This window comes from Caballeronia sordidicola, assembly GCF_001544455.2.
GTDB classification, from domain to species: Bacteria; Pseudomonadota; Gammaproteobacteria; order Burkholderiales; family Burkholderiaceae; genus Caballeronia; species Caballeronia sordidicola.
In genome coordinates this window covers 200,156-220,559 of record NZ_FCOC02000001.1, presented here as the reverse complement: position 1 = coordinate 220,559, position 20,404 = coordinate 200,156, and the positions used below count along the sequence as shown (strand labels likewise).

23 protein-coding genes are annotated in these 20,404 nt (G+C 63.7%); 18 read left to right on the top strand and 5 right to left on the bottom strand.

All coding sequences use genetic code 11. The features are described from left to right. Positions 1 to 441: 441 nt before the first annotated feature. From AWB64_RS00935 to AWB64_RS00925, 3 genes are all read left to right on the top strand, one after another. Positions 442 to 1,266 (top strand): DUF932 domain-containing protein, encoded by an 825-nt coding sequence (locus tag AWB64_RS00935; protein WP_060816758.1) that lies wholly within the window; start codon positions 442 to 444, stop codon positions 1,264 to 1,266. A gap of 75 nt (positions 1,267 to 1,341) precedes the next feature. Then, positions 1,342 to 3,390 carry a ParB/RepB/Spo0J family partition protein gene (locus tag AWB64_RS00930; protein WP_060816757.1) on the top strand — a complete coding sequence of 683 codons (2,049 nt, stop codon included), beginning with the start codon at positions 1,342 to 1,344 and terminating at the stop codon, positions 3,388 to 3,390. A 730-nt stretch (positions 3,391 to 4,120) separates the two neighbouring features. Further along, the gene (locus tag AWB64_RS00925; protein WP_060816756.1) at positions 4,121 to 4,438 is read left to right on the top strand and encodes a DUF736 domain-containing protein; all 318 of its coding nucleotides are present in this window, start codon (positions 4,121 to 4,123) and stop codon (positions 4,436 to 4,438) included. A gap of 53 nt (positions 4,439 to 4,491) precedes the next feature. Here AWB64_RS00925 and AWB64_RS00920 read toward each other — a convergent pair whose 3' ends face one another. Further along, on the bottom strand, positions 4,492 to 4,782 hold the full coding sequence (locus AWB64_RS00920) for a helix-turn-helix domain-containing protein (RefSeq protein WP_060816755.1): 291 nt from the start codon (positions 4,780 to 4,782) through the stop codon (positions 4,492 to 4,494). 299 nt (positions 4,783 to 5,081) lie between these two features. On the opposite strand from AWB64_RS00920, the gene AWB64_RS00915 reads away from it, so the two are divergent. The 13 genes from AWB64_RS00915 (at position 5,082) to AWB64_RS00855 (ending at position 14,798) form a co-directional block, all read left to right on the top strand. Then, on the top strand, positions 5,082 to 5,432 hold the full coding sequence (locus AWB64_RS00915; protein WP_060816754.1) for a DUF2958 domain-containing protein: 351 nt from the start codon (positions 5,082 to 5,084) through the stop codon (positions 5,430 to 5,432). A gap of 322 nt (positions 5,433 to 5,754) precedes the next feature. After that, positions 5,755 to 6,510, top strand: a complete 756-nt coding sequence (locus AWB64_RS00910) for a DUF7011 domain-containing protein (RefSeq protein WP_060816753.1) — start codon at positions 5,755 to 5,757, stop codon at positions 6,508 to 6,510. 124 nt (positions 6,511 to 6,634) lie between these two features. Then, the gene (locus AWB64_RS00905; RefSeq protein WP_060816752.1) at positions 6,635 to 6,916 is read left to right on the top strand and encodes a helix-turn-helix transcriptional regulator; all 282 of its coding nucleotides are present in this window, start codon (positions 6,635 to 6,637) and stop codon (positions 6,914 to 6,916) included. Beyond that, the gene (locus tag AWB64_RS00900; protein ID WP_244163900.1) at positions 6,916 to 7,776 is read left to right on the top strand and encodes a replication initiator protein A; all 861 of its coding nucleotides are present in this window, start codon (positions 6,916 to 6,918) and stop codon (positions 7,774 to 7,776) included. The genes AWB64_RS00905 and AWB64_RS00900 overlap by 1 nt, the downstream gene beginning before the upstream one ends. A gap of 253 nt (positions 7,777 to 8,029) precedes the next feature. Then, complete coding sequence (gene parA / locus AWB64_RS00895) at positions 8,030 to 8,668, top strand: ParA family partition ATPase (RefSeq protein ID WP_060816751.1); 639 nt, start codon at positions 8,030 to 8,032, stop codon at positions 8,666 to 8,668. Continuing rightward, positions 8,665 to 8,916 (top strand): hypothetical protein, encoded by a 252-nt coding sequence (locus AWB64_RS00890; protein ID WP_060816750.1) that lies wholly within the window; start codon positions 8,665 to 8,667, stop codon positions 8,914 to 8,916. The genes parA and AWB64_RS00890 overlap by 4 nt, the downstream gene beginning before the upstream one ends. Then, on the top strand, positions 8,913 to 9,446 hold the full coding sequence (locus AWB64_RS00885; protein WP_060816749.1) for a DUF2840 domain-containing protein: 534 nt from the start codon (positions 8,913 to 8,915) through the stop codon (positions 9,444 to 9,446). The genes AWB64_RS00890 and AWB64_RS00885 overlap by 4 nt, the downstream gene beginning before the upstream one ends. Continuing rightward, complete coding sequence (locus tag AWB64_RS00880) at positions 9,443 to 10,042, top strand: S26 family signal peptidase (protein WP_060816748.1); 600 nt, start codon at positions 9,443 to 9,445, stop codon at positions 10,040 to 10,042. The genes AWB64_RS00885 and AWB64_RS00880 overlap by 4 nt, the downstream gene beginning before the upstream one ends. Beyond that, a complete protein-coding gene (locus AWB64_RS00875; protein WP_060816747.1) occupies positions 10,039 to 10,482 on the top strand; it encodes a hypothetical protein in 444 nt (147 codons plus the stop codon). The genes AWB64_RS00880 and AWB64_RS00875 overlap by 4 nt, the downstream gene beginning before the upstream one ends. Beyond that, on the top strand, positions 10,479 to 12,437 hold the full coding sequence (locus AWB64_RS00870; RefSeq protein WP_060816746.1) for a relaxase/mobilization nuclease and DUF3363 domain-containing protein: 1,959 nt from the start codon (positions 10,479 to 10,481) through the stop codon (positions 12,435 to 12,437). Before AWB64_RS00875 ends, AWB64_RS00870 begins: the two co-directional genes overlap by 4 nt. 191 nt (positions 12,438 to 12,628) lie before the next feature. Further along, positions 12,629 to 12,826 carry a hypothetical protein gene (locus AWB64_RS31825; protein ID WP_060816745.1) on the top strand — a complete coding sequence of 66 codons (198 nt, stop codon included), beginning with the start codon at positions 12,629 to 12,631 and terminating at the stop codon, positions 12,824 to 12,826. A gap of 113 nt (positions 12,827 to 12,939) precedes the next feature. Continuing rightward, positions 12,940 to 13,764, top strand: a complete 825-nt coding sequence (locus tag AWB64_RS00860; protein WP_060816744.1) for an alpha/beta fold hydrolase — start codon at positions 12,940 to 12,942, stop codon at positions 13,762 to 13,764. Positions 13,765 to 13,931: 167 nt separating this feature from the next. Then, entirely contained in the window at positions 13,932 to 14,798 is an 867-nt protein-coding gene (locus AWB64_RS00855; protein ID WP_060816743.1) for an enoyl-CoA hydratase/isomerase family protein, read from the top strand. Positions 14,799 to 14,967: 169 nt separating this feature from the next. Here the strand turns inward: AWB64_RS00855 and AWB64_RS00850 are convergent, their stop codons facing one another. The 4 genes from AWB64_RS00850 to AWB64_RS00835 all read right to left on the bottom strand — a co-directional run bounded on the left by AWB64_RS00850 (position 14,968) and on the right by AWB64_RS00835 (position 18,341). After that, on the bottom strand, positions 14,968 to 15,240 hold the full coding sequence (locus tag AWB64_RS00850) for a YciI family protein (protein WP_060816742.1): 273 nt from the start codon (positions 15,238 to 15,240) through the stop codon (positions 14,968 to 14,970). Positions 15,241 to 15,309: 69 nt separating this feature from the next. Further along, the gene (locus AWB64_RS00845; RefSeq protein WP_060816741.1) at positions 15,310 to 16,356 is read right to left on the bottom strand and encodes an aldo/keto reductase; all 1,047 of its coding nucleotides are present in this window, start codon (positions 16,354 to 16,356) and stop codon (positions 15,310 to 15,312) included. 176 nt (positions 16,357 to 16,532) lie between these two features. Next, positions 16,533 to 17,282 carry a glucose 1-dehydrogenase gene (locus AWB64_RS00840; protein WP_060816740.1) on the bottom strand — a complete coding sequence of 250 codons (750 nt, stop codon included), beginning with the start codon at positions 17,280 to 17,282 and terminating at the stop codon, positions 16,533 to 16,535. 417 nt (positions 17,283 to 17,699) lie between these two features. Then, complete coding sequence (locus AWB64_RS00835; protein ID WP_060816739.1) at positions 17,700 to 18,341, bottom strand: TetR/AcrR family transcriptional regulator; 642 nt, start codon at positions 18,339 to 18,341, stop codon at positions 17,700 to 17,702. A 124-nt stretch (positions 18,342 to 18,465) separates the two neighbouring features. Here AWB64_RS00835 and AWB64_RS00830 point away from each other — a divergent pair, with 124 nt between their 5' ends. Continuing rightward, positions 18,466 to 19,218, top strand: a complete 753-nt coding sequence (locus AWB64_RS00830) for an SDR family NAD(P)-dependent oxidoreductase (RefSeq protein WP_060816738.1) — start codon at positions 18,466 to 18,468, stop codon at positions 19,216 to 19,218. 83 nt (positions 19,219 to 19,301) lie between these two features. Then, positions 19,302 to 20,348, top strand: a complete 1,047-nt coding sequence (locus AWB64_RS00825; protein WP_060816737.1) for an aldo/keto reductase — start codon at positions 19,302 to 19,304, stop codon at positions 20,346 to 20,348. Positions 20,349 to 20,404: the final 56 nt, after the last annotated feature.

Here is a 20,404-nt window from a genome sequence, read left to right as displayed (position 1 = left end):
GTGCTTCGCAACGAACCTCGCTGCGCGAGTTTCGTCCCCTTCGGCTTCCATCGCTGACGCCTACGGCCCGGATTCTCCGATCCGGGCCTGCGCGCTTCGCTTGCGTGCGGTCGGCACATCGAAGCGGCCGTTGCCTGTCCAGCCATCTTCCCTGACTTCATCCCCTTGTCCGCGACTGTAGCCCGCGGCCGTGTGCCGTCAAGGCGCGCAGGGCCGTGTCCTCGGCTACGCCTGCGGGCCGCACCCACCCTGCGCTTTGCTCCTTGACGGCCCCCGTCTGCGCGCTCCTGACCGTCGCGGGCGATGAACTCAGGAAAGACGGTGGCAACGAGGCCAACCGGGTTCCTCGTGCCGACCGCACCGGAAGTCCACAGCGGGCTCCGAATCTTGGAATCCGGTTGCGGGTGAACAGCCAACCCTTTCTTTGTCAGGAGAAGTGCCATGCAACTCGCATCCCGTTTCGCTTCGCGCTCCCCGGTGTTGCGTTCCGAATATCCCTTGTCGGATGACCAAATTCGCGCAGTGGCCCCGTCCATCTTCGCGGATGCCCCGCACGAAAGCCGCTCGCAACGGTACAGCTACATCCCGACCGCGACCGTGCTGCAGGAACTGCGCGGCGAAGGCTTCGAGCCTTTCATGGTGTGCCAGACCGGCGTGCGGGCCGACGACCGCCGCGACTACACCAAGCACATGATCCGGCTGCGCCACGCCAGCCAGATCAACGGACGCGAAGCCAACGAAATCATCCTGCTGAATTCGCACGACGGCACGAGCAGCTATCAGATGCTCGCCGGCATGTTCCGCTTCGTGTGCCAGAACGGCCTTGTTTGCGGCGACACCGTGGCGGACGTGCGCGTACCGCACAAGGGCAATGTAGCCGAGCAGGTCATCGAGGGCGCTTACGAAGTCTTGCACGGCTTCGACCAGGCGCAGGCATCTCGCGATGCCATGCAGTGCATCACGCTCGACAACGGCGAAGCCGAAGTGTTTGCCCGCGCTGCGCTCGCGTTGAAGTACGACGAGGACAAGCCCGCGCCCATCACGGAATCGCAAATCCTGATGCCACGCCGTCACGACGACAGCCGCCGCGACCTGTGGAGCGTGTTCAACCGCACGCAGGAAAACCTCATCAAAGGCGGCCTGTCCGCCCGCGCTGCGAACGGTCGCCGCCAGACCACGCGTCCGGTTCAGGGCATCGACAACGGCATCCGCCTCAATCGCGCCCTGTGGCTGCTCGCCGATGGCCTGCGCCAGTTGAAAGCCTGATTCCTCACGCGGCAGGGGCAGGCAGCCCTTGCCGCTTTCTTCGCTGCTGCATTCCAACCGCTAGGAGTTGTCACCATGAACGCCGTTACCAACACCGAAGCCATCGCCCTCGAAACCGCCGCGCCGCTGGAAGTGGCCGACCCGACCAAGAACCTGATTCTGGTTCCGCTGTCGCAGTTGTTGCCGCGCCGTTCCAAGCGCAACGTCCGCACGACCCCGCGCCAGTCCATTCCCGAACTTGCCGCGAGCATCGCTCGCGTCGGCCTGCTGCAAAACCTCATCATCATCCTGTCCGCCGATGGCGAGCAATACGAAGTCGTCGCGGGCGACCGTCGCCTGACCGCGTTGAAGCTGCTGGCGAAGAAGAAGCGCATCACCGCCGACTACGAAGTGCCGTGCCTGCTGGTGGCCGACGCTTCGGCGCGTACCGTGAGCCTCGCGGAGAACGTGCAGCGCGAGGCCATGCACCCCGCCGACCAGTTCGCGGCGTTCGCCGCGCTGGTCAAGGAAGGCCGTCCCATCGAGGACATTGCCGCCGACTTCGGCGTGTCCCCGCTGGTAGTGCAGCGCCGCTTGAAGCTGGCGAACGTCTCGCCGCGCCTGCTGACCGACTACCGAGCCGGAGCCGCGACGCTGGAACAATTGATGGCCCTGACCATCACCGACGACCACGCCGCACAGGAAGCCGCGTACTACGGTGCGCCCGAATGGCAGCGCGGCGCATCCGCGCTGCGCGACCGCCTGACCGAGCGCGAAATCACCGCCACGCATCCGCTGGTGTGTTTCGTCGGGCTGGACGCCTACACGCAGGCAGGCGGCGGCATCCGCCGCGACCTGTTCGCGGAAGGCGATGCTGGAACCTACCTGACCGACGCCGCGCTGCTGGAAACGCTGGTGCGCGGCAAGCTGGACGCGCTGGCCGAGGACCTGCGCGCCGAGGGTTGGGCGTGGGTGGATGCCACGCCACACATCAGTTCCGCCGACCGGCAGGCATTCCAGAACGCACCGCGTCAGCGCCGCGAACCGACCGCTCGCGAAGCCCGCCGCATTGCCTCGCTGCAAACCCGCCTCGAAAAGATCGACGCCGAACTGGAAGATGCCTACGACGCCGAGGACGTGGACGAGGACAAGACCGGGGTGCTGGAATCGCGCCGCGAACAGGTGGCTGAGGAACTGCAAACCATCGAGGACGGTTTGCGGGACTACGCCCCCGACGTGCGCGCCGTGGCCGGTGCCATCGTCACGCTCGACCGCGAAGGCGAAGCCGTGATTCATCGCGGCCTGCTGCGCGACGCCGAGGCGAAGGCGCTGCGGACGCTGGAAAAGCTGCGGCAGGGTTTCAGCGTGGGCGACGGTGCGAACGACGAGGAAGGCCACGACGAAGCGCCGAAGGTCGTGAGCCTATCCGACCGGCTGGCGCAGCGGTTGAGCGCGCACCGCACGGCGGCGCTGCAAATCGAAGTGGCTCGGCATCCGCACGTCGCGCTGGCCGCGCTGGTGCATGGCGTGGCGCAGACCGTGTTGCAGGCCGACACCTACGGCGACGGCTTGCCGCTTGGCGTAAGCCTGAAAGTGCAAGACCGGCTGGAAGGCATGGCCCCGGACGTGCCGGAATCGCCCGCCGCCGTGGCGCTGCGCACGTTGCAGGAAGTCGCGGGCGAAGCCTTGCCTCAGGACAGCGCCGAACTGTTCGCCGCGTTGCAGGCGAAGTCGCAAGACGAACTGGTGCGCCTGCTGGCCGTGTGCGTGGCGTCCACGGTGGACGTGGTGACGCCTCGCGCCACGCAGCAACAGCCCGGCACGGAACTGGCTCAGGCCGTGGGGCTGGACATGGCCGCATGGTGGACGCCGACCGCCGAGGGCTATTTCCGCCACATTGCCAAGCCCGCGATTCTGGACGCCGTGAACCAGTACGCTCCGGCGCACGTCACCCGCCTGTCGAAGTTGAAGAAGGGCGACATTGCCAGCGAAGCCGAACGGCTGGCAGGTGGCACCGGCTGGATGCCCGCCGTGTTCCAGATCGATCACCACACCGAGCCGGGAGGTGTGCGCGAGGCGGGGGACGAAGCGGATGCGCCCGAAGACGCCGCCGAGGTGGAGGACGCGCACGCGGCGGCCGCGTGAGGTCGCAGCATGGCCCCGGCGTACCGCGCCGGGGTTTTCGCCCGGTTTCGACGTCCACAGCAAAATCGCCCCGTCGCCGCCTTTGACCAGGCGGCGACGGGGCGGGCGCGCAACGGCCTTGCGCGCAGCACGGCGAATCGGTGCCCGCTGGCGCGGGCAAGGTTCTGATTGCGCCCCGCCGCAAGGGGCGGGCTTGTGGGGCTACGCCCCAGCTTGCTGCGACAGGTTGTGCCAAAGCGTGCCGTCCTCGACGCTGACGGTTCGCCGCCTGTACGTCACGAAGGACGGTTCACCGACACGCCGCCCGGCCTTGCTATGGAGCTTCCACGCCACGCCTCAACCACGGGGGCCGCCCGTTGGCGGCAAGGGGCATTCTTGCTTTGTCGCTGGCGGTTGTCCTTGCCCGCGTCAGGGCGCAAGCCGGTGCAGCCGTCATGCGGGGAGGCCGAGTCAGCCACATCTCCTTTCGGGAGCGGGCGGCCTGTGCCTCCTTGGCTTGTCGTGAATCCTGGCGGGGGCGCGGCTGCGCCTTGGGCTTCATGGCCGCAACCTTCCAGCGAAAACAATTTCCCCTGCGCTGCGCGCATTCCTCGCGGGACAAATTCTTTTCGCTTCCAGGTTCTCCACGTTGTTGCGACCGCTGCGCGGTGCGACCCACCCATCCCTCGCCGGCCGGATCACAACAAGGACGCACTGGCGCGACCTCGTTCAACCCGAAAGGAGAAACATCATGGCTAACATAGGCACCTTTACCGCAGAGAAAGACGGCTTCACTGGCACGCTGCGCACCCTGACGCTCAACGTCAAGGTCAAGCTGGTTCCCAACGACAAGGGCGACAGCGAGAACGCTCCCGACTTTCGCGTGCAGGCGGCAGGCCACGACATCGGCGCGGCGTGGAAGAAAGTCAGCAAGGCCGAACGGCCTTACGTGTCCGTCACCCTCGACGATCCTTCGTTCCCGGCTACGATCTACGGCCGCCTGATCGAAGGCGAGGACGGCACGCACGACCTGATCTGGTCGCGCAGCAAGCCGCAGCAGGCGGACTGACGCCGCCCACCGCGCCCCGTCTCTTGCGACGGGGCGCTTTTCGAAATGCTTATTTATGCCGCGGACGCTGCGAGCTGGCGTTCCGTTTCGGCCATCACCACAGCCGTACTGCATCCGAGCGCGCTGGCGATCTTGAAGATGATCGCCAGCGTGGGCATGTGCTCGCCGCGCTCGACCTTGCCCATGTGGGAACGCTCGATGCCGGCCAAGTTTGCCAGCGATTCTTGCGCAATCCCGCGTTCCGTTCGCAGCGCACGCACCGCCGCACCGAAGGCTTGCGCCAGCTCGGCATCGAAGGTGGTGGAGCCGGCCGGTCTGCCGGGCTGGATGGATCGCTTCTGCATGGACAGAAGCGTCCAGTCGAGGGACAATTAAAACCACGTTATCTTTAACTCATTGGCGGAAATTTAATCTGCCTCTGTGCTTTTACTGAAATCCGCATCGGCGGATTCCGACAGAATCAGGGAGCCGTATCCGTGCCTTTCCTGACATCCACGATTCCGCTTCTGCGTTTCCGGGCTTGTACGGATTCGATGGCTTGCGCCTTCGTGCTTTCACACGAAAGCACGCATCCGCTTCGTCAGTTTCGTGCTTCGCAAGAAAAGCGCATCCCTGCATTGTCGGATTCGTGGGACACCCGCCCATGACCCATCCACTTATCACCGCAGAACAGCGCGCGCAGCTACTCGCCGCCGGTGCGGCGCGTGCTGCGGGGCAGAACATTGACGCACTGCCTGCGGTGCGCCTATTTACGCCAGACGCGCATGCGACCTGGCTGCTGGCTGCGCTCGATCCGGTTGATGGGGATACCGCCTGGGGACTGATCGACCTCGGCATCGGGATGCCTGCGCTCGGGACCGTCAAGTTGTCCGACCTGGCTGGCATCGTCGGGCCACAGCAGCGGCCCGTCCTACGGGACGTGTATTTCCACCCGGCACGGCCGCTATCGGAGTACGTCAGGCTGGCGCAGCGTGACGGCTCCATTCCTGACTAAGCGGAGCGTATTGTGTCTTTTCCGGTCTAATATCAGACGAATATAGTCTTGATCGGTATTCTTGCACCAGACGGGTGCGACCCTGACTGAAAGAGACATGATGCGCGGTGTGGCTTGCGGCAGGGTGTCCGGTGATGAGCAGCCATTTCCGTGCTGCCAGCCGTCGCACTCGGACGACCCTTGCAGGCACTGGAGCTAATCGGTTTTGACATCCCTCGTTACAGCTTAATTTAAGTTTTCCTGATGACGTATTGATGTTGTTGATGCCGTAGCTCTGCGTTTAACACCGTGGCGACGATCCTGTTGAACAGGAGGTCGCGTCATGGCTGATCGAAGCGCCGATGCCTGGTATCCCACCGCCGCGTATCTGTATGTGCTGCATCTGGACGGCCCTGCGCTGGCCTGGGAGTACCTTCGCCGCCATCCCGACTACCGGCGCGACTGGCTGCGCCGTCACCGCCAGCCAGTCGCGGCGCACGCCTGGGGCTTGCGCCTGCTGGAAGACCCGGCACTGGATGCGCGCGACGCGCATCTCGACTGGTTTCCCGATCCTGTTGGCGTACTCCAGCTTTACCCGGATGCCGACCCGCCACCGGCAGCCGATGCCTTCGAGTTCTGGCGCATCCCCGGCCACAAGCGCCTGATCCATGATGGCAAGCGCCTCGTGCTGACCGCACACTGGCCTGGCTGCTGCGTGCGGCTTGCACTGGCGCCGGGCTTGGCCGATGGCATGGCCTATCTCTATGCCGTCCGCGCCGGCGCCACAGCTTGTGCGAGCTACCGCACGTTCACGGCCGAACTGGACATCCTGGCAACGGTAGACGCGGCCGTGCCTGCGGCAGCGGCCCGCTCGCGGCCCACGCCTGCTGCGCTGCTGGAGCTGCACACCTTGCAGGCGCTCGACGCGGCCCTCGCGGGCGCGTCCTTGCGCGAAACCGCTGTTGGACTGTTCGGTGCGGATGCCGTGGCCGCCGGCTGGTACGCCGACGGCGGCTTGCGCTCGCGCGTGCGCCGCCTGGTGCGGCGCGGCCAATCACTGATGCGCGGCGGCTACCGCCGCCTGGCACAGCTCGATTGACCTGCGCAGGGTCGTTTGCCTGCGCTGCAAAACGACCCTCTGCGCAACGCATCGCTTTCCCAAGACTGCCCCCATCCGGTCGCGCTGTGTGGCCGGGCGTTCCTGACCGATGGAGGTTCATCCGATGCGTCCCGCTCCCTTGCGGCCTGCTACCGCACCCGTCGCTACGACCCCGCAACCCCAACGCTACCTCACCAATGACGAAGCCGCCGAGTACCTCCGGCTGTCGCCGCGCACGCTCGAAAAGCAGCGCGTGATCGGCAACGGGCCGAAGTTCCGCAAGTTCGGCCGCCGAGTCATGTATGCAGCAGCCGACCTCAATGCCTGGGCCGACCAGCGCAGCTACGAAACCACGTCCGATCCCGAATACGCCGAGCATCACTCGGCCGACAACCGTGCGCGTTGATGGGCAACTCGCCGGTGGCCATCGCCATGCCCAGCCCATCGCGGGAGCGGGAACAGCTCGACCTGTTCCGCGCCTTGCCTGGCGACATGGTGCCGCGCGACGCCCAGGACTTGATGGCCTTTCCGTTCTTCTCGCTGGCGAAGTCGCGGCGCACCACGCCGATCGACTTCCGCAGCGGCAAGGTCACTATCCGGGTGGAGGGCACGCAGGAGCACGGCATAGCGACCATCTGGGACGCGGACGTGCTGATATGGGCGGCCTCGCAGATCGTGGAGGCGCGCGACGCCGGCCTGCGCCCGTCGCGGCTGATGCAGGCCACGCCCTACGAGATCCTGCGCTTCATCGGGCGCGGCGTATCACTGCGCGACTACCAGCGCCTGAAAGCTGCACTCGACCGGCTGCAATCGACCACCGTGGCGACTTCCATCCGCGAGACGACCGGGCGGCGCTTGCACCGATTTTCCTGGATCAACGAATGGAAGGAGCTGGCCGACGCCCGCGGCACGCCGCTGGGCATCGAGCTGATCCTGCCGGACTGGTTCTATGCCGGCGTGCTGGACGCCGCCCTGGTGCTGACCATCGACCCGGCGTATTTCCGGCTGACCGGCGGCATCGAGCGGTGGCTGTACCGGCTGGTGCGCAAGCACGGTGGCAAACAGCCCGGTGGCTGGCAATTCGACTTCCGGCACCTGCACAAGAAATCCGGCAGTACGGCGAAGCCCTACGACTTCGCCTGCGACCTGCGCGCGCTGGTCGCGCGGCAGTCGTCACCCGGCTACGTGCTCGGCATCGAGCGGATGCCGGGCACCGGCGCAGAACTGCTGACCTTCCGGCCCGTGCCGTTCACGGCACGGGGATAACTCGGGGAAAACGTGTGGACGGCCTCGTGCTATCAGGCGTGCTGGGTATCGTGCGATCAGGCGTGTCCCTATCGTGCTATCAGGCGTGCGAAAACACCGCAAAGCCAATAACGGCGCGGGTTTCCGCGCTCTCTAACTTCTCTAACTTAAAAGCTCTAACTGGTAATAAGAGCACGCCGTTCCGGTGGAAAACCGCCAAACGCCACCACACGCAACCGCGAAAGCCCGGCTTTCCAACACGGAGGGCCGCGCCATGATCGTTGCGCTGCTCAACCAGAAAGGCGGTGTGGGCAAGACCACGCTTGCCACCCACATTGCCGGCGAGCTGGCGATGCGTGGCTCACACGTCATCCTGCTCGATGCCGATCCACAAGGCTCTGCGTTGGACTGGACGCAGCGTAGAAGCCAACAAGGCTTGCCACGGCTGTTCAGTGCCGTGGGCCTCGCCCGCGAGACGGTGCACCAGGAAGCGCCGGAGTTGGCCCGCCGCGCCGATCACGTCGTCATCGACGGCCCGCCGCGCATCGCCGCCCTGGCGCGCTCCGCGCTGCTGGCGGCCGAGCGCGTGCTGATTCCCGTGCAGCCCAGCCCCTACGACTTGTGGGCCTCGGCGGAGATGGTGGCACTGATCCGTGAAGCGCAGGTTTTCCGGCCTGCGCTACGCGCGGCCTTCGTCGTCAATAGGCGTGTCAGTACCACCGTCATCGGCCGCGAGGCGCACAACGCGCTCGCCGACCAGCCGTTGCCGGCGCTGCGCTCGGACGTGCATCAGCGCATCGTGTTCGCGGACAGTGTGGCCGCTGGCCGGCTCGCACGCGAGACGGCACCTGACAGCGCCGCCGCGCGCGAGATCGCGGCGCTCACCGACGAGCTGCTGCGGTGGCCGACATGAGCCAGAGCAACGGCAAGCGCGTCGGTATCGGCGCACGTCCGCCGGCGAACCCGCACGCCGAGGCGTGGGTTCGCCAGGGCGACGCCGATGGCATCCAGAAAGGCGACCTCTACACCGCGCGCCTGACCCTCGACATCACGCCCGCGATGCGGGCGCGCATCAAGGTGTCGGCGTTCACGCAAGGCGTGACCGTCGCCGAGTTGCTGCGTGCGCTGCTGGAACACGAGTTCCCGGAGAAGACCCCATGAACACATCCACTCTGGCGGTCACGGCTGCGCCGCCGCCGTCGCTCGCGGTGCTCGCCGGCCAGGCCGGGATCGCGCCACTGACGCGCGTTTCGCTCGCCTACATCGAGCAACGCATCGACCTGTACCTGCGCTTCGGCGAACCGGCGCGCATCGTCCGGCTTGACCGCTGGCGGCGTGTCGCGGTCTTCCTGTCGGGAGCGCTGTTCTGCCGCATTCGCTGGCACGCCAACGACTACGGCACGACCCGCTGGCAGCTCATGGTGATGCAGGCTTGCACGCCGCTCGACGCGGCGCAGCGCATCCCCGGCGTGTTGCCGGGCGCGCGCCTGCTGCTGCACGCCGAAGGTGAACCCGCTGTGCGCGCCGTGCTGGCGCAGCTCGACGCCATCGAAGCGCAAGGCATCACACCCGCCGACGTGTCGCCTGCGTACTGGCGCACGCTCGGCAACCGGCTCGCTGCACGCTTGCCGTTGCCGACATACACCGCCGAGCGGCACGCCGCCTGGCTGGCTGGGAGGTCGCTGCCATGACGACGCTTCCCCCGTCCGCAAACACCACGGGAACAGCGCCGCGTCCTCGCTCGCGCCTGCGCGCTCGCCTCGTGCTGGCGGGCCTGTCCGCCTGCGGCTTCGCTGCGCTGGCCTGGGCGTCCTTCGTGTCGCCGCTGCCGCGCCTGACCTACAACCCGTCCGACAGCGTGGCGGTCGGCTGGTATCGCATCGACCCACTCGACCACCGGGCTGACTCGCTGCCACGTCTGTTGTTCGTGGGCAGCATCGTGCTTGTCCCGCTGCCGGCCAAGGCCGCTGCGCTGGCTGCGCAGCGCGGCTACCTGCCGACGCGCGTGCCGTTGCTCAAGCGCATTGGTGCTATCGCGCCGCAGGAGGTATGCATCGCGGGCGGCATCATCCGCATCGACGGCGTGCCTTCGGCCACCGTGCTGCGTGCCGACCGGCTGGGCCGTTCGCTGTCATCGTGGCCGCAATGTCGCCGCCTCGAACCGGGCGAACTGTTCCTGTTGAGCGTGACCAATCCGGCGTCGTTCGACAGCCGGTATTTCGGCCCGGTTGCTGCGTCCACCGTGATAGGTGTTGCGCATCCGGTCGGGCTGGAGACACGTCGATGATGGCCGCCGATTCGCTGCGCTTCATCGTGCCATCCGGCGTGTCGCCCTGCTGGCCGTCGCCGTGTCGTCGCGCATGTCGTGCGAGCGCATCCGCGCCGCACATCGCGCAACATCCCGCGACGCTCTCTCCCGTGCAGGCATCTTGCCTTGAACGCGCCCGGCCGATGGCCGTGGCCGCGTTCCCCGGCGCGCTGGCTGCGAGCAGCGCAGCGCCGCCGGGCCGCCGATGCCCGGAGCGACAGCGAGGGGCAAAGGCGGAAGGCAAGATAAAAGGTCGCGGCACATGGCCGCTTGAAAACCCTGTCTGCACGTGGGGGTGGCGCGGCACGCGCCAGGGAGCGGCAGCGTACCGCGGAGGTGCGCAATACCGCATCGGCATTGGCGAAGTCGCGTGCTTCGTCCGCTGGACTGCGCCGGTCTTGGATGGAACCACGCCATGAGCCAGCGCGACGATGACCAATTCCGTGCCCGGCCTGGTGCGCCCAAGCAGCGCGGCGACACCTACATCAACAAGGTGCTACGGCAGGCCAACAAGGCCGGCGCGAAGCTCGGCAAGACAGCCGGCAAGGTCGGCCAGCGTCCCGGCTCCCGACTGGGGCGCGGCCACGTCGCGGCGCGCTTCGCCGGGCAAGGACTTGGGGCGAATGCCCGGCGCGTGACGATCAAGGCCCGGCTGGTGAATCTGGCGAAGGCTGGGCCGCGCTCGACTGCGGCGCACCTGCGCTACATCGAGCGTGAAGGTGTCGATCGCCGGGGCGGGCCGGGCCACGCCTACGGGCCGCCGGCCGACGATGCCGACCTCGAAGCGTTCAAGGAGCGTGGCGAAGGCGACCGTCATCAGTTCCGCTTCATCGTCTCGCCGGAAGATGCCGAACAGCTCGACGACCTGCGCACCTACACCCGGCACCTGATGGCGCGCATGGAGACCGACTTGGGCACGCGGCTGGAATGGGTTGCGGTCGATCACTGGAACACGGACAACCCGCACACGCACGTCGTCCTGCGCGGCAAGGACGACACCGGCAAAGACCTCATTATTTCCCGCGACTACATCGCCGAGGGGATGCGCCGGCGGGCGTCGGAACTGGCGACCGAATGGCTGGGGCCGCGAACCGAGCTGGAGATGCAGCGCGCCATGCAGCGCGAAGTCGATCAACAACGGTGGACGGGTCTGGATCGTACCTTGCAGCGCGAGGCCGGCGACTATGGCCTGGTGCGCGTCGAACGCTTCGCCGAACCCCGATTGCAACGCCAGCGGCAGGTGCTGATCGGCCGCCTGCAACGCTTGCAGCGCATGGGTCTGGCGACCGAGCGGCAACCCGGCACATGGGCCATCCATGCCGAGGCCGAGCCGACCTTGCGGGCAATGGGCGAACGCGGCGACATCATCCGCACGATGCAGCGCGCCATGAGCGGCCGACAGCGCGAGCTGGCCGTGTTCGAGCCGGGCAGCGACGGTCGTACCCTTATCGGCCGAGTAGCCAGCAAGGGGCTTGCCGACGAGTTGTACGACAAAGGCTACCTGATCGTCGATGGTGCGGATGGCAAGGCGCACTATGTCGCGCTGCCACCGCGGTCAGAGCTGGAACAGTACCCGACCGGCGCCGTGGTGGAGGTCAAAGGCTCTGCCGACGTGCGCGCCGCCGACCGCAACATCGCCGCGCTGGCCGTCGATGGCGTGTACCGCGCAGATCATCACTTGGCCGTCGCCCAAGGCCAGGCCACGCCCGACCGCGACCCGCACGAAGTGGTGGCCGCGCATGTGCGCCGGCTGGAAGCCCTGCGCCGGGCCGGGATCGTAGAGCGCGAGGCGGAAGGTATCTGGCGCATCCCCGGCGACCTGGCCGAACGAGGTCGCCAGTACGACGCGCAGCGGCTTGGTGGTGGCGTGGCTGTGGAGTTGAAATCGCACCTGCCGATCGAGCGGCAGGCCCGCGTGATCGGTGCCACCTGGCTCGACCAGCAGTTGATCGGCGGCGGCAAGGGGCTGGGCGACCTGGGCTTTGGGGCCGAGGTCAAGGACGCGCTACGCGAGCGTGCCGACTTCCTGGCCGAACAGGGCTTGGCAGAGCAGCGCGGGCAGCGTGTCGTTCTCGCGCGTAACCTGCTGGCGACGCTGCGCGGGCGCGAGCTGGCGCAGGCCGCCAAAGACATTGCCGTCGAAACCGGCTTGGAACATCGGCCAGTGGCGAGCGGGCAGCGCGTGGCTGGCATCTATCGGCGCAGCGTCATGCTCGCCAGCGGACGCTATGCGATGCTCGACGACGGGATGGGTTTTTCGCTGGTGCCATGGAAGCCGGTGATTGAACAGCGATTGGGGCAGCAGGTCGCCGCAACGGTGCATCCCAGCGGCGTGTCTTGGGCCATCGGAAGGCTGCGTGGGCACGGTCTTTAACTCAAGAACAGAGGTGGCCCCTATACCGTGGTCGGTAAGGCCAGGCGACAGAGTTTGTGCGCCAGCGTCTCGACGAATTCTCTTGGCCTACCCATCGCCATGAAGCTACCCAGAAAATATTTTTCCAATCGATATGTTAAGCCGTTGACACAACGCGGCCTGGCGGTACAAACTTACCATTCGGTATATAAATGCTGAGGAAAGATGACTGGAAGCTTGAATGGAAAAGTGACCTTGAGGGGGCGGAAGCTCTGACATCGGCGTCGCCGTCGCGAAGCAACTTGCGGCCAACGGCAGTACCGATCTACATCGCCGGTCGTGGTAAGCAGAAGGCGCTCGGTGCCGCTGTGGCCGCAATTGGCGGCAATACCAAGTCGGCCTATCAATGACATGACCTTGAATGTGGATGGAGGATTTACGATTTAACCGGGCTTCCCTAAGCCGGCAAGCACAAGCGCCGGATGGCCGCAGTAAATTCACAAAGCAAACTAAGGAGCGAGCAATGTCTTTTGTCACGACCGCAGACGGCACAGAAATTTTTTACAAGGACTGGGGAAAAGGCCAGCCGATCGTCTTCCATCACGGATGGCCCCTGAGCTCCGACGACTGGGATAACCAGATGCTGTACTTCTTACAGCACGGTTATCGTGTGATCGCCCACGACCGTCGTGGACATGGCAGGTCCAGCCAGACGGCTCATGGCCACGACATGGCGACTTACGCGGCCGATGCAGCCGCGGTCGCTGACCATCTGGACCTGAAGGACGCCATTCACGTCGGCCACTCGACCGGAGGCGGCGAGGCTGCGGCTTATGTGGCACGCCATGGCAAAAGTCGTGTCGCAAAGGTTGTTCTGGTCAGCGCCGTACCACCGATTATGGTGAAGAGTGCATCGAATCCAGAGGGAACGCCGATCGAAGTATTCGATGACTTGCGCAAGCAACTCGCGGCGAACCGCGCCCAGTTTTTTCGTGATGTAGCGTCCGGACCGTTCTACGGTTTCAACCGTGCCGGCGCTAGTGTTTCGGAGGGCGTTATCGGCAACTGGTGGCGGCAAGGCATGATCGGATCCGCTCTCGCGCATTACGAAGGCATCAAGGCATTTTCGGAGACCGACCAGACTGCCGACCTGCAGGCTATCGACGTGCCAGCTCTGATTCTCCACGGCGACGACGACCAGATCGTCCCGTACAAGGATGCCGCGCTCCACCAAGCGAAGCTCATCAAGAATTCTACGTTGAAGATCTATCCGGGCTTTCCGCACGGCATGCTCACTACGCATGCCGACGTGATTAACCCCGACATTCTCGCGTTCATCAAGGCCTAATTCGCCCGTACCGGCGCCGTCCGTTCGTGGCGCTGGTCGACAAGATCATCAAGGCCGACTTTGTGCTCCACGCCATCATTGATGCTCGCGCTCAGCTTCGTCAACCGCGTTGACCCCCAGGCAGACAGCGGCCTAGTACAAATCCAACACCGGACAGGAGTCGTAACATGAGTGACGCTTTACAGGCGTCGGCCAAGCTCCATGTCGAGCGCCCAACGTCGGGCTATTGGCGAGCGATATTGCATAACCCCCCTATAAACCTGCTCGACGGGGATCTCCTTCTGGACCTATGCGATCTTCTTGACCAGGCCGAAGCCGATTCGGAGCTTCGCGTCATCGTTTTCGAGAGCGCTGACCCGGACTTCTTCATCGCGCATCTTGACGTGCATGGCTTTTTATCGCCGCCCCCCGGAAAAGCGCCAGTGAAGTTGGGAGAGATATGGCCAGCTTTCATCGCACGCTTCGCCCGTAGCTCAATCATTAGTATCGCCAAGGTGCGTGGCCGCGCCCGCGGCGTAGGAAGTGAATTCGCGCTCGCTTGCGACATGCGTTTTGCAAGTCGCGAGAAGGCTATTTTCGCCCAGCCAGAAGTAGGGTTCGGTGCGTTTCCCGGCGGTGGCGGCGTCGACTGGCTATCGCGCGTTGTGGGACGGCCAAGAGCACTCGAAATCATGCTGGGCTGCGCGGATTACGATGCGGATATGGCTGAGCGCTACGGATGGATCAACCGGGCGCTGCCAGACGATCGACTGGACGCCTGGGTCGATGATATGGCGCGGCGGATCGCGTCCTTCGATCGTGCGACACTTTCCGCCACCAAGCGACATGTCAACGCGCGATCGGCCGTACCGACCGAAGCCGAACTGGTGGAGTCTTATGCCGAGAGCGGAAAACTCGCCGTCTCGCCCGAGGGGCGTGCCCGGCTCGAAGCCTTGGTCGCGAAGGGCTGGGGTGGTCCTGGCGAGACGGAACTTTGGTTGGCCGATTTCCTGAGTCCACGTGGTGCGGAGATGTCGGTGCGCAGCGGCCGTTAGCTCATTGCGGGCCCAACCGGGGTCCGCTGACAGACCCGGAAATGCGACCGGCTGGCGATCGTCTATTCCTCGAACGTAACCCAGCCGGCCCGCACTGGCTGCAAGGCAAAGCGTCGATCATCGTGGACGTGACGACGCGTGCATTTCTAGGAGGACGAGACCACCGCCTTCAGGGGGCTAGGATCTCGTGCCACTCGATGACGTGCCACCGGCCGACTGTGCCGTTCACGATGAAAGGATCGGCTTTCGCGAACGCCTCGGCGCTTTCGCGAGTCGTGAACACTGCAACCGCACCGTTGCGCTCTACGTCTTCCATGCCGCCGATCATCAGTAGCTTCCCTTGCTCATGGAAGCGCCGGATATGTTCGCGATGCGGCTCCATGTAAGGCTGAGACCGCGCCAAGATGCCCTCAACGGGCTCGTAAAATAGCAGATACTTCAAGACGTCCTCTCTTTCACATTCTATCGCCCAGCAAAGCGTTGCGTCTGCCGGGGACGGGTGATTTGCTGCTCAGGCGACAGGTAACTGAGGCCAATCGAGCTGATCGGCTTTTCCACCGGTGAACATGTTCCGTTCCCATGCGCCGACCACGAGGCGCTCGGGAAACGTCGGAGCGATCGCGCTAACGTCGTCGAGGCGTTTGATCTGCTCGTCCATCAGCGTCAATTCTGCCGACCGAAGATTTTCTTCGAACTGCTTCAGAGTACGCGGCCCGATGATCGGAAATGATCCTTTCGCTTTCACCCAAGCGATCGCCACCTCGCCGGGAGTCACACCGATCTCCTTGGCCATGGCTATGACAGCGTCAACAATCGCAGTGCGCTGTTGCGAGTTTTCTGCCTGGAACACGTTGCCGCCGAAGCCTTCCTTCCGGCCTGCCTCGCCCTGACGATATTTACCGGTAAGTAGGCCGCCGCCGAGCGGAGACCACGCCCCGACAGCCAGACCAAGGCCGTGCGCTGCTGGGATAAGTTCGTGTTCCGTGGTGCGTTCGACGAGACTGTGCTCGACCTGGAGCGCTGCAATGGGAACGGCACCACGCAGCTCTGCGATCGCCACGGCATAGCCCACTCGCCAAGCCGGAAAATTTGACAAACCCGCGTAGCGAATTTTTCCGGCTCGCGCGAGATCGTCGAAGCCTCGGACAATCTCCTCCATAGGCGTCACCAGATCGGTGAGGTGTGCCCAGAGAAGATCAACATGATCCGTCTTCAGCCGCTTCAGGCTAGCCTCGACGCTGGCGACCATTGCCTTCCGGCTGTTGCCGGTGGCAGCGATGCTGGCCTCGGGATTGGCGCCGTTCGTGTATTTGGTAGCGAGCACGAAATCGTCTCGTTTTCCTTGGAGCAGCCCACCAACGATCTCCTCCGATTCGCCGAATTGGTAGGCGTTCGCGGTATCGATGAAGTTACCGCCGGCCTCCGCGTAGGCCTCGAAGATACGACGTGGCTCGTCAGGCTCAGTGCCGTAACCCCACCGATGCCCGAACATTGCGGCGCCGAGAACGAGCTCGGAAACTCGCAGTCCTGTACGTCTGCCGAATAGTTTGTATCGCATGGCCTAATTCTGAGAATGATTTCGTGCCCTGTAGAGGAACGTCGCACGTTCTTCTTGGGCGGGATGTACTCGGGGACTTGATGCCGTCGCGCGGCCGACTTTCGTTCAGCCGCGCTCCGACTACAGAGGCAGTGTTCGTACTCTCGCAAAGGAGTACGCCCATATGCAGCCCGCTATCAGCGGAAGCCACCGCTCGCAGCGATCTTCTCGCCAGTCAACCAGCGGGCGTCATCGGACGCCAGGAAGACGGCGACGGCGGCGATGTCGCCCGGTTGGCCGGTGCGGCCCAAAGGCGTTTGTGAGGCGAGTTGAGCCTCAAACGGAGAGCCGATAAAGCCCATCGCGTGGGTGCCCTCGGTCTCGGTCGTGCCCGGGCTGATGGCGTTGACGCGGATTTTGCGCGGACCAAGTTCGTTGGCCAGCACGCTGGTGATGTTGTCCACCGCGCCTTTGCTTGCCGAATAGGCCGCCGAGCCCGGCGGGTTGAAGCTGGTGATCTGGGAGCTGAGGTTGATCACGCTGGCGCCCTCGCCAAAGTGCGCCGCGGCTGCCTTGGTGACGAGCAGCGTGCCGAGCACGTTGATGTCGAACATCTTGCGATAGTGGTCCACGTCGATCGCTTCAAGCGGACGCATGTCGAAGACACCGGCGTTGTTCACCAGAACGTCCAGGCGGCCAAACTGCTTGACGGCAGCGTCTACGATACCTTGCGCCTGATCAGCGTTGGATACGTCGCCTTGGACGGCGATCGCCTTGCCTCCAGCGGAGGTGATCGCCTGCACGACCGCGTCGGCGCCAGCCTTGCTCGATGCGTAGTTCACCACCACCTGCGCACCTTCTGCTGCGAACGCCTTTGCAATCGCAGCACCGATTCCTTTTGAGGCTCCGGTCACCAGAGCAACTTTTCCATTCAAACGATTCGTCATTTCCTTCTCCGATAAATTTGACTTTGCACGGCATATTTGTACCGTTCGGTAAGTATCTGGCGCGCAGTAGTTCGTTGTCAATGCTTTGCATACCGATCGGTAAGAATATTTTTTAGGCTACCGCAGACGTCCGAAGGGATTTTGTGTCTGCTAATGTGCGCGGGCAATCGGACGGCCACACTTCAGAGTGTGGCAACGAGTTGCACATTATTAGAAGTGCGCGGCTGCGGTGTGGAGGCGGGCCTTAGACTTAGGCACTCAGAGAGCGCCCCTTCCAACGTTGGTGTCCGCCTTGTGTGTCGATGGCGACGGCGAGGCTTGAGGCCATAGCAGGCACGGAGAAGGAATAGCTGAGCCCACCATGCGCGAAAGCAGGATTCCTACGCCTGCCACTCAAAATGCAGGCAGATGCTTGTCTCAAGCCTTGCCGCCAGCTGTCTCCTTGGTGTGTCTTTTTGATCTGGAAGGTGGCGATGCGGGCCAACTGTTCATCGCGATGCTGATCGTCTTGTGCAGTTCCTCGGTCGGTACACCGCTGGTCGCCTGAACCGAGATTCCTTGCGACACCGTTACAAAGTATCGCGCGAGCGCATCAATGTCGGTCCTAGGCGGTAACTCGCCTTGCTTGCGTGCGCGATCCAGGCATTGGCGGATCATCTCCACCCCTGACTCCCGGACCTTGCACAAGGCTTCGGTTACCCGTTTCGAATCCGTACTTCCGGCGAGGGCTCCTTGAACAAGCAGGCACCCCCGTGGCGTCCCATCCGTGCTCTGGAACGTCGCCAGAGCACGAAGGAATGTCTCAATGCTGCTACGAGCGGAGGGCAGCATTAACGAGGGGGCTGCGAACGAACCAAGCCGCTCCTGATAGCGATCGAGCGCCTTGAGGAACAGCTGCTCCTTCCCTCCGAAAGCGGCATAAAGACTTGGCTTGTTGACGCCGATCGCCTCGGTGAGGTCCGTCAGTGACGTTCCCTCATACCCTTGAGCCCAAAAGAGCTCAACGGCCCGATCAAGTGCCTTCTCCGCGTCGAATTCTCTTGGCCTACCCATCACCATGAAGCCGCCCACAAAATATTTTTACCGATCGGTATGTTAAACCGTTGACAGAATGCAGTCCAGTAGAACAAACTTACCAAACGGTACACAATGCTGTGCAAAGTCAAATTTATCGGAGAAGGAAATGACAGGTCGTTTGAATGGAAAGGTGGCCTTGGTGACGGGCGGAAGCTCCGGCATCGGCTTGGCCGCCGCGAAGCGTTTCGCGGTCGAGGGCGCAACGGTCTACATCACCGGTCGCAAACCCGAGGCGCTCGATGCCGCCGTAGCCGCAATCGGCGGCAACGTCACGGCTGTAAGGGCTGATTCGAGTGTCGTCGCTGACCTCGACAAGCTATACGCCAAGATTCGCGAAAAGAGTGGCAAGCTCGATATCGTGTTCGCGAACGCTGGTATCGCCGCGTTTGTGCCACTGTCGGCTATCACCGAGGAGCATTACGACAGCATCGTCGACACGAACTTGAAAGGCGTCGTGTTCACTGTAAAGCAGGCAGTTCCACTGCTGTCCGATGGCGCCTCGATCATCCTCACCTCGTCCACGGCCGGCTATAAGGGGATGGAGGCGTTCAGCGTGTACAGCGCCACGAAAGCTGCGATCCGTCAGTTGGCGCGCAGTTGGATTCTCGACTTGAAAGCCAGGAAAGTCCGCGTCAATGTCGTCAGCCCGGGCATGGTGGATACGCCAGCAATCGATGCGTTGGCTGGCGATCCGAATGCCGCAGTTGGTATGAAGGCCCACGTAGCGTCGCAAATTCCGCTTGGTCGCATCGCGGAGCCCGACGACGTCGCCGCTGCGGTACTTTTCCTCGCTTCTGACGATGCCGCGTACATAAACGGCATCGAACTTCCCGTTGATGGCGGCGCGGGTCAGATTTAAAGCAGTCGGTCTCGATGCGCGGTGAATCGTCACTGCCGACTTGAGGGCGGCCTGAGCCACTTTGATTTCTTTGGAGCAAGTTCATGCGTTACAAGCTATTTGGTGAGCACACAGGTCTACGGGTCTCGGAATTAGTACTTGGCGCCGGCAACTTCGGCACCCGCTGGGGACATGGCGCTGAACCGGATGAAGCGCGCCGTATTTTCGAAGCCTATGCTACCGCTGGCGGCAACTTCATCGATACTGCTAACGGATATCAATTCGGTGAGTCCGAAGAGATTCTTGGTGAGCTCCTTGCGGGTCGTCGAGACGATTTCGTGCTCGCATCGAAATTCACTTTCAGATCCACGCCGCAAGACGGAATCCTTATCACTGGCAACAGCCGCAAGGCGATGGTGGCCTCGGTCGAGGCTAGCCTAAAGCGGCTCAACACGGATCGTATCGACCTCCTATGGGCACATATGTCGGATGCCGTTACGCCGCTCGAAGAACTCGTGCGTGGATTCGATGATTTAGTTCGCGCCGGAAAAATCCTCTACGCAGGTTTGTCTGATTTTCCCGCCTGGCGCGTGGCTAGGGCCGCAACGATCGCCGAGTTGCGTGGAACTGTTCCCATCGCGGGCCTTCAGGTCGAACACAGCCTTGTCGAGCGCAGCACAGAGCATGAGCTGATCCCGGCTGGTCAGGGTTTGGGACTCGGTATCGTGGCATGGTCGCCGTTGGGAGGCGGGATGCTGACAGGGAAATATCGCAAGGGCGAAACTGGAAGACGAGAAGGCTTCGGCGGCAACGTGTTCCAGGCAGAAAACTCGCCCCAGCGTACCGCCATTCTGGACACTTTGATCACGGTTGCGGAAGAAGCCTCCATTACACCAGCAGAGGTCGCTATCGCTTGGGTTGCGACGAAGGGCCCGTTGCCAATTATTGGGCCGCGCACGTTTGCTCAGCTCGAAAGCAATTTGGCCGCTGCGGGGGTGACCCTCTCTGGCGATCAGATTGCACGGTTGGACGAAGTGAGCGCGATTCCGCCGGTGTTCCCGTACACCGTGATCGACGCACCTAGCACCCGGCAGGGTTACACCGGCGGCAAATTCGACGAGTTCGATCGACCTGCCGCGCCGGTTGCCTGAAGGTACTCACCAGGACGGGCCGACTTGCACGGCGTCAACAAGACAACACGCTTAAT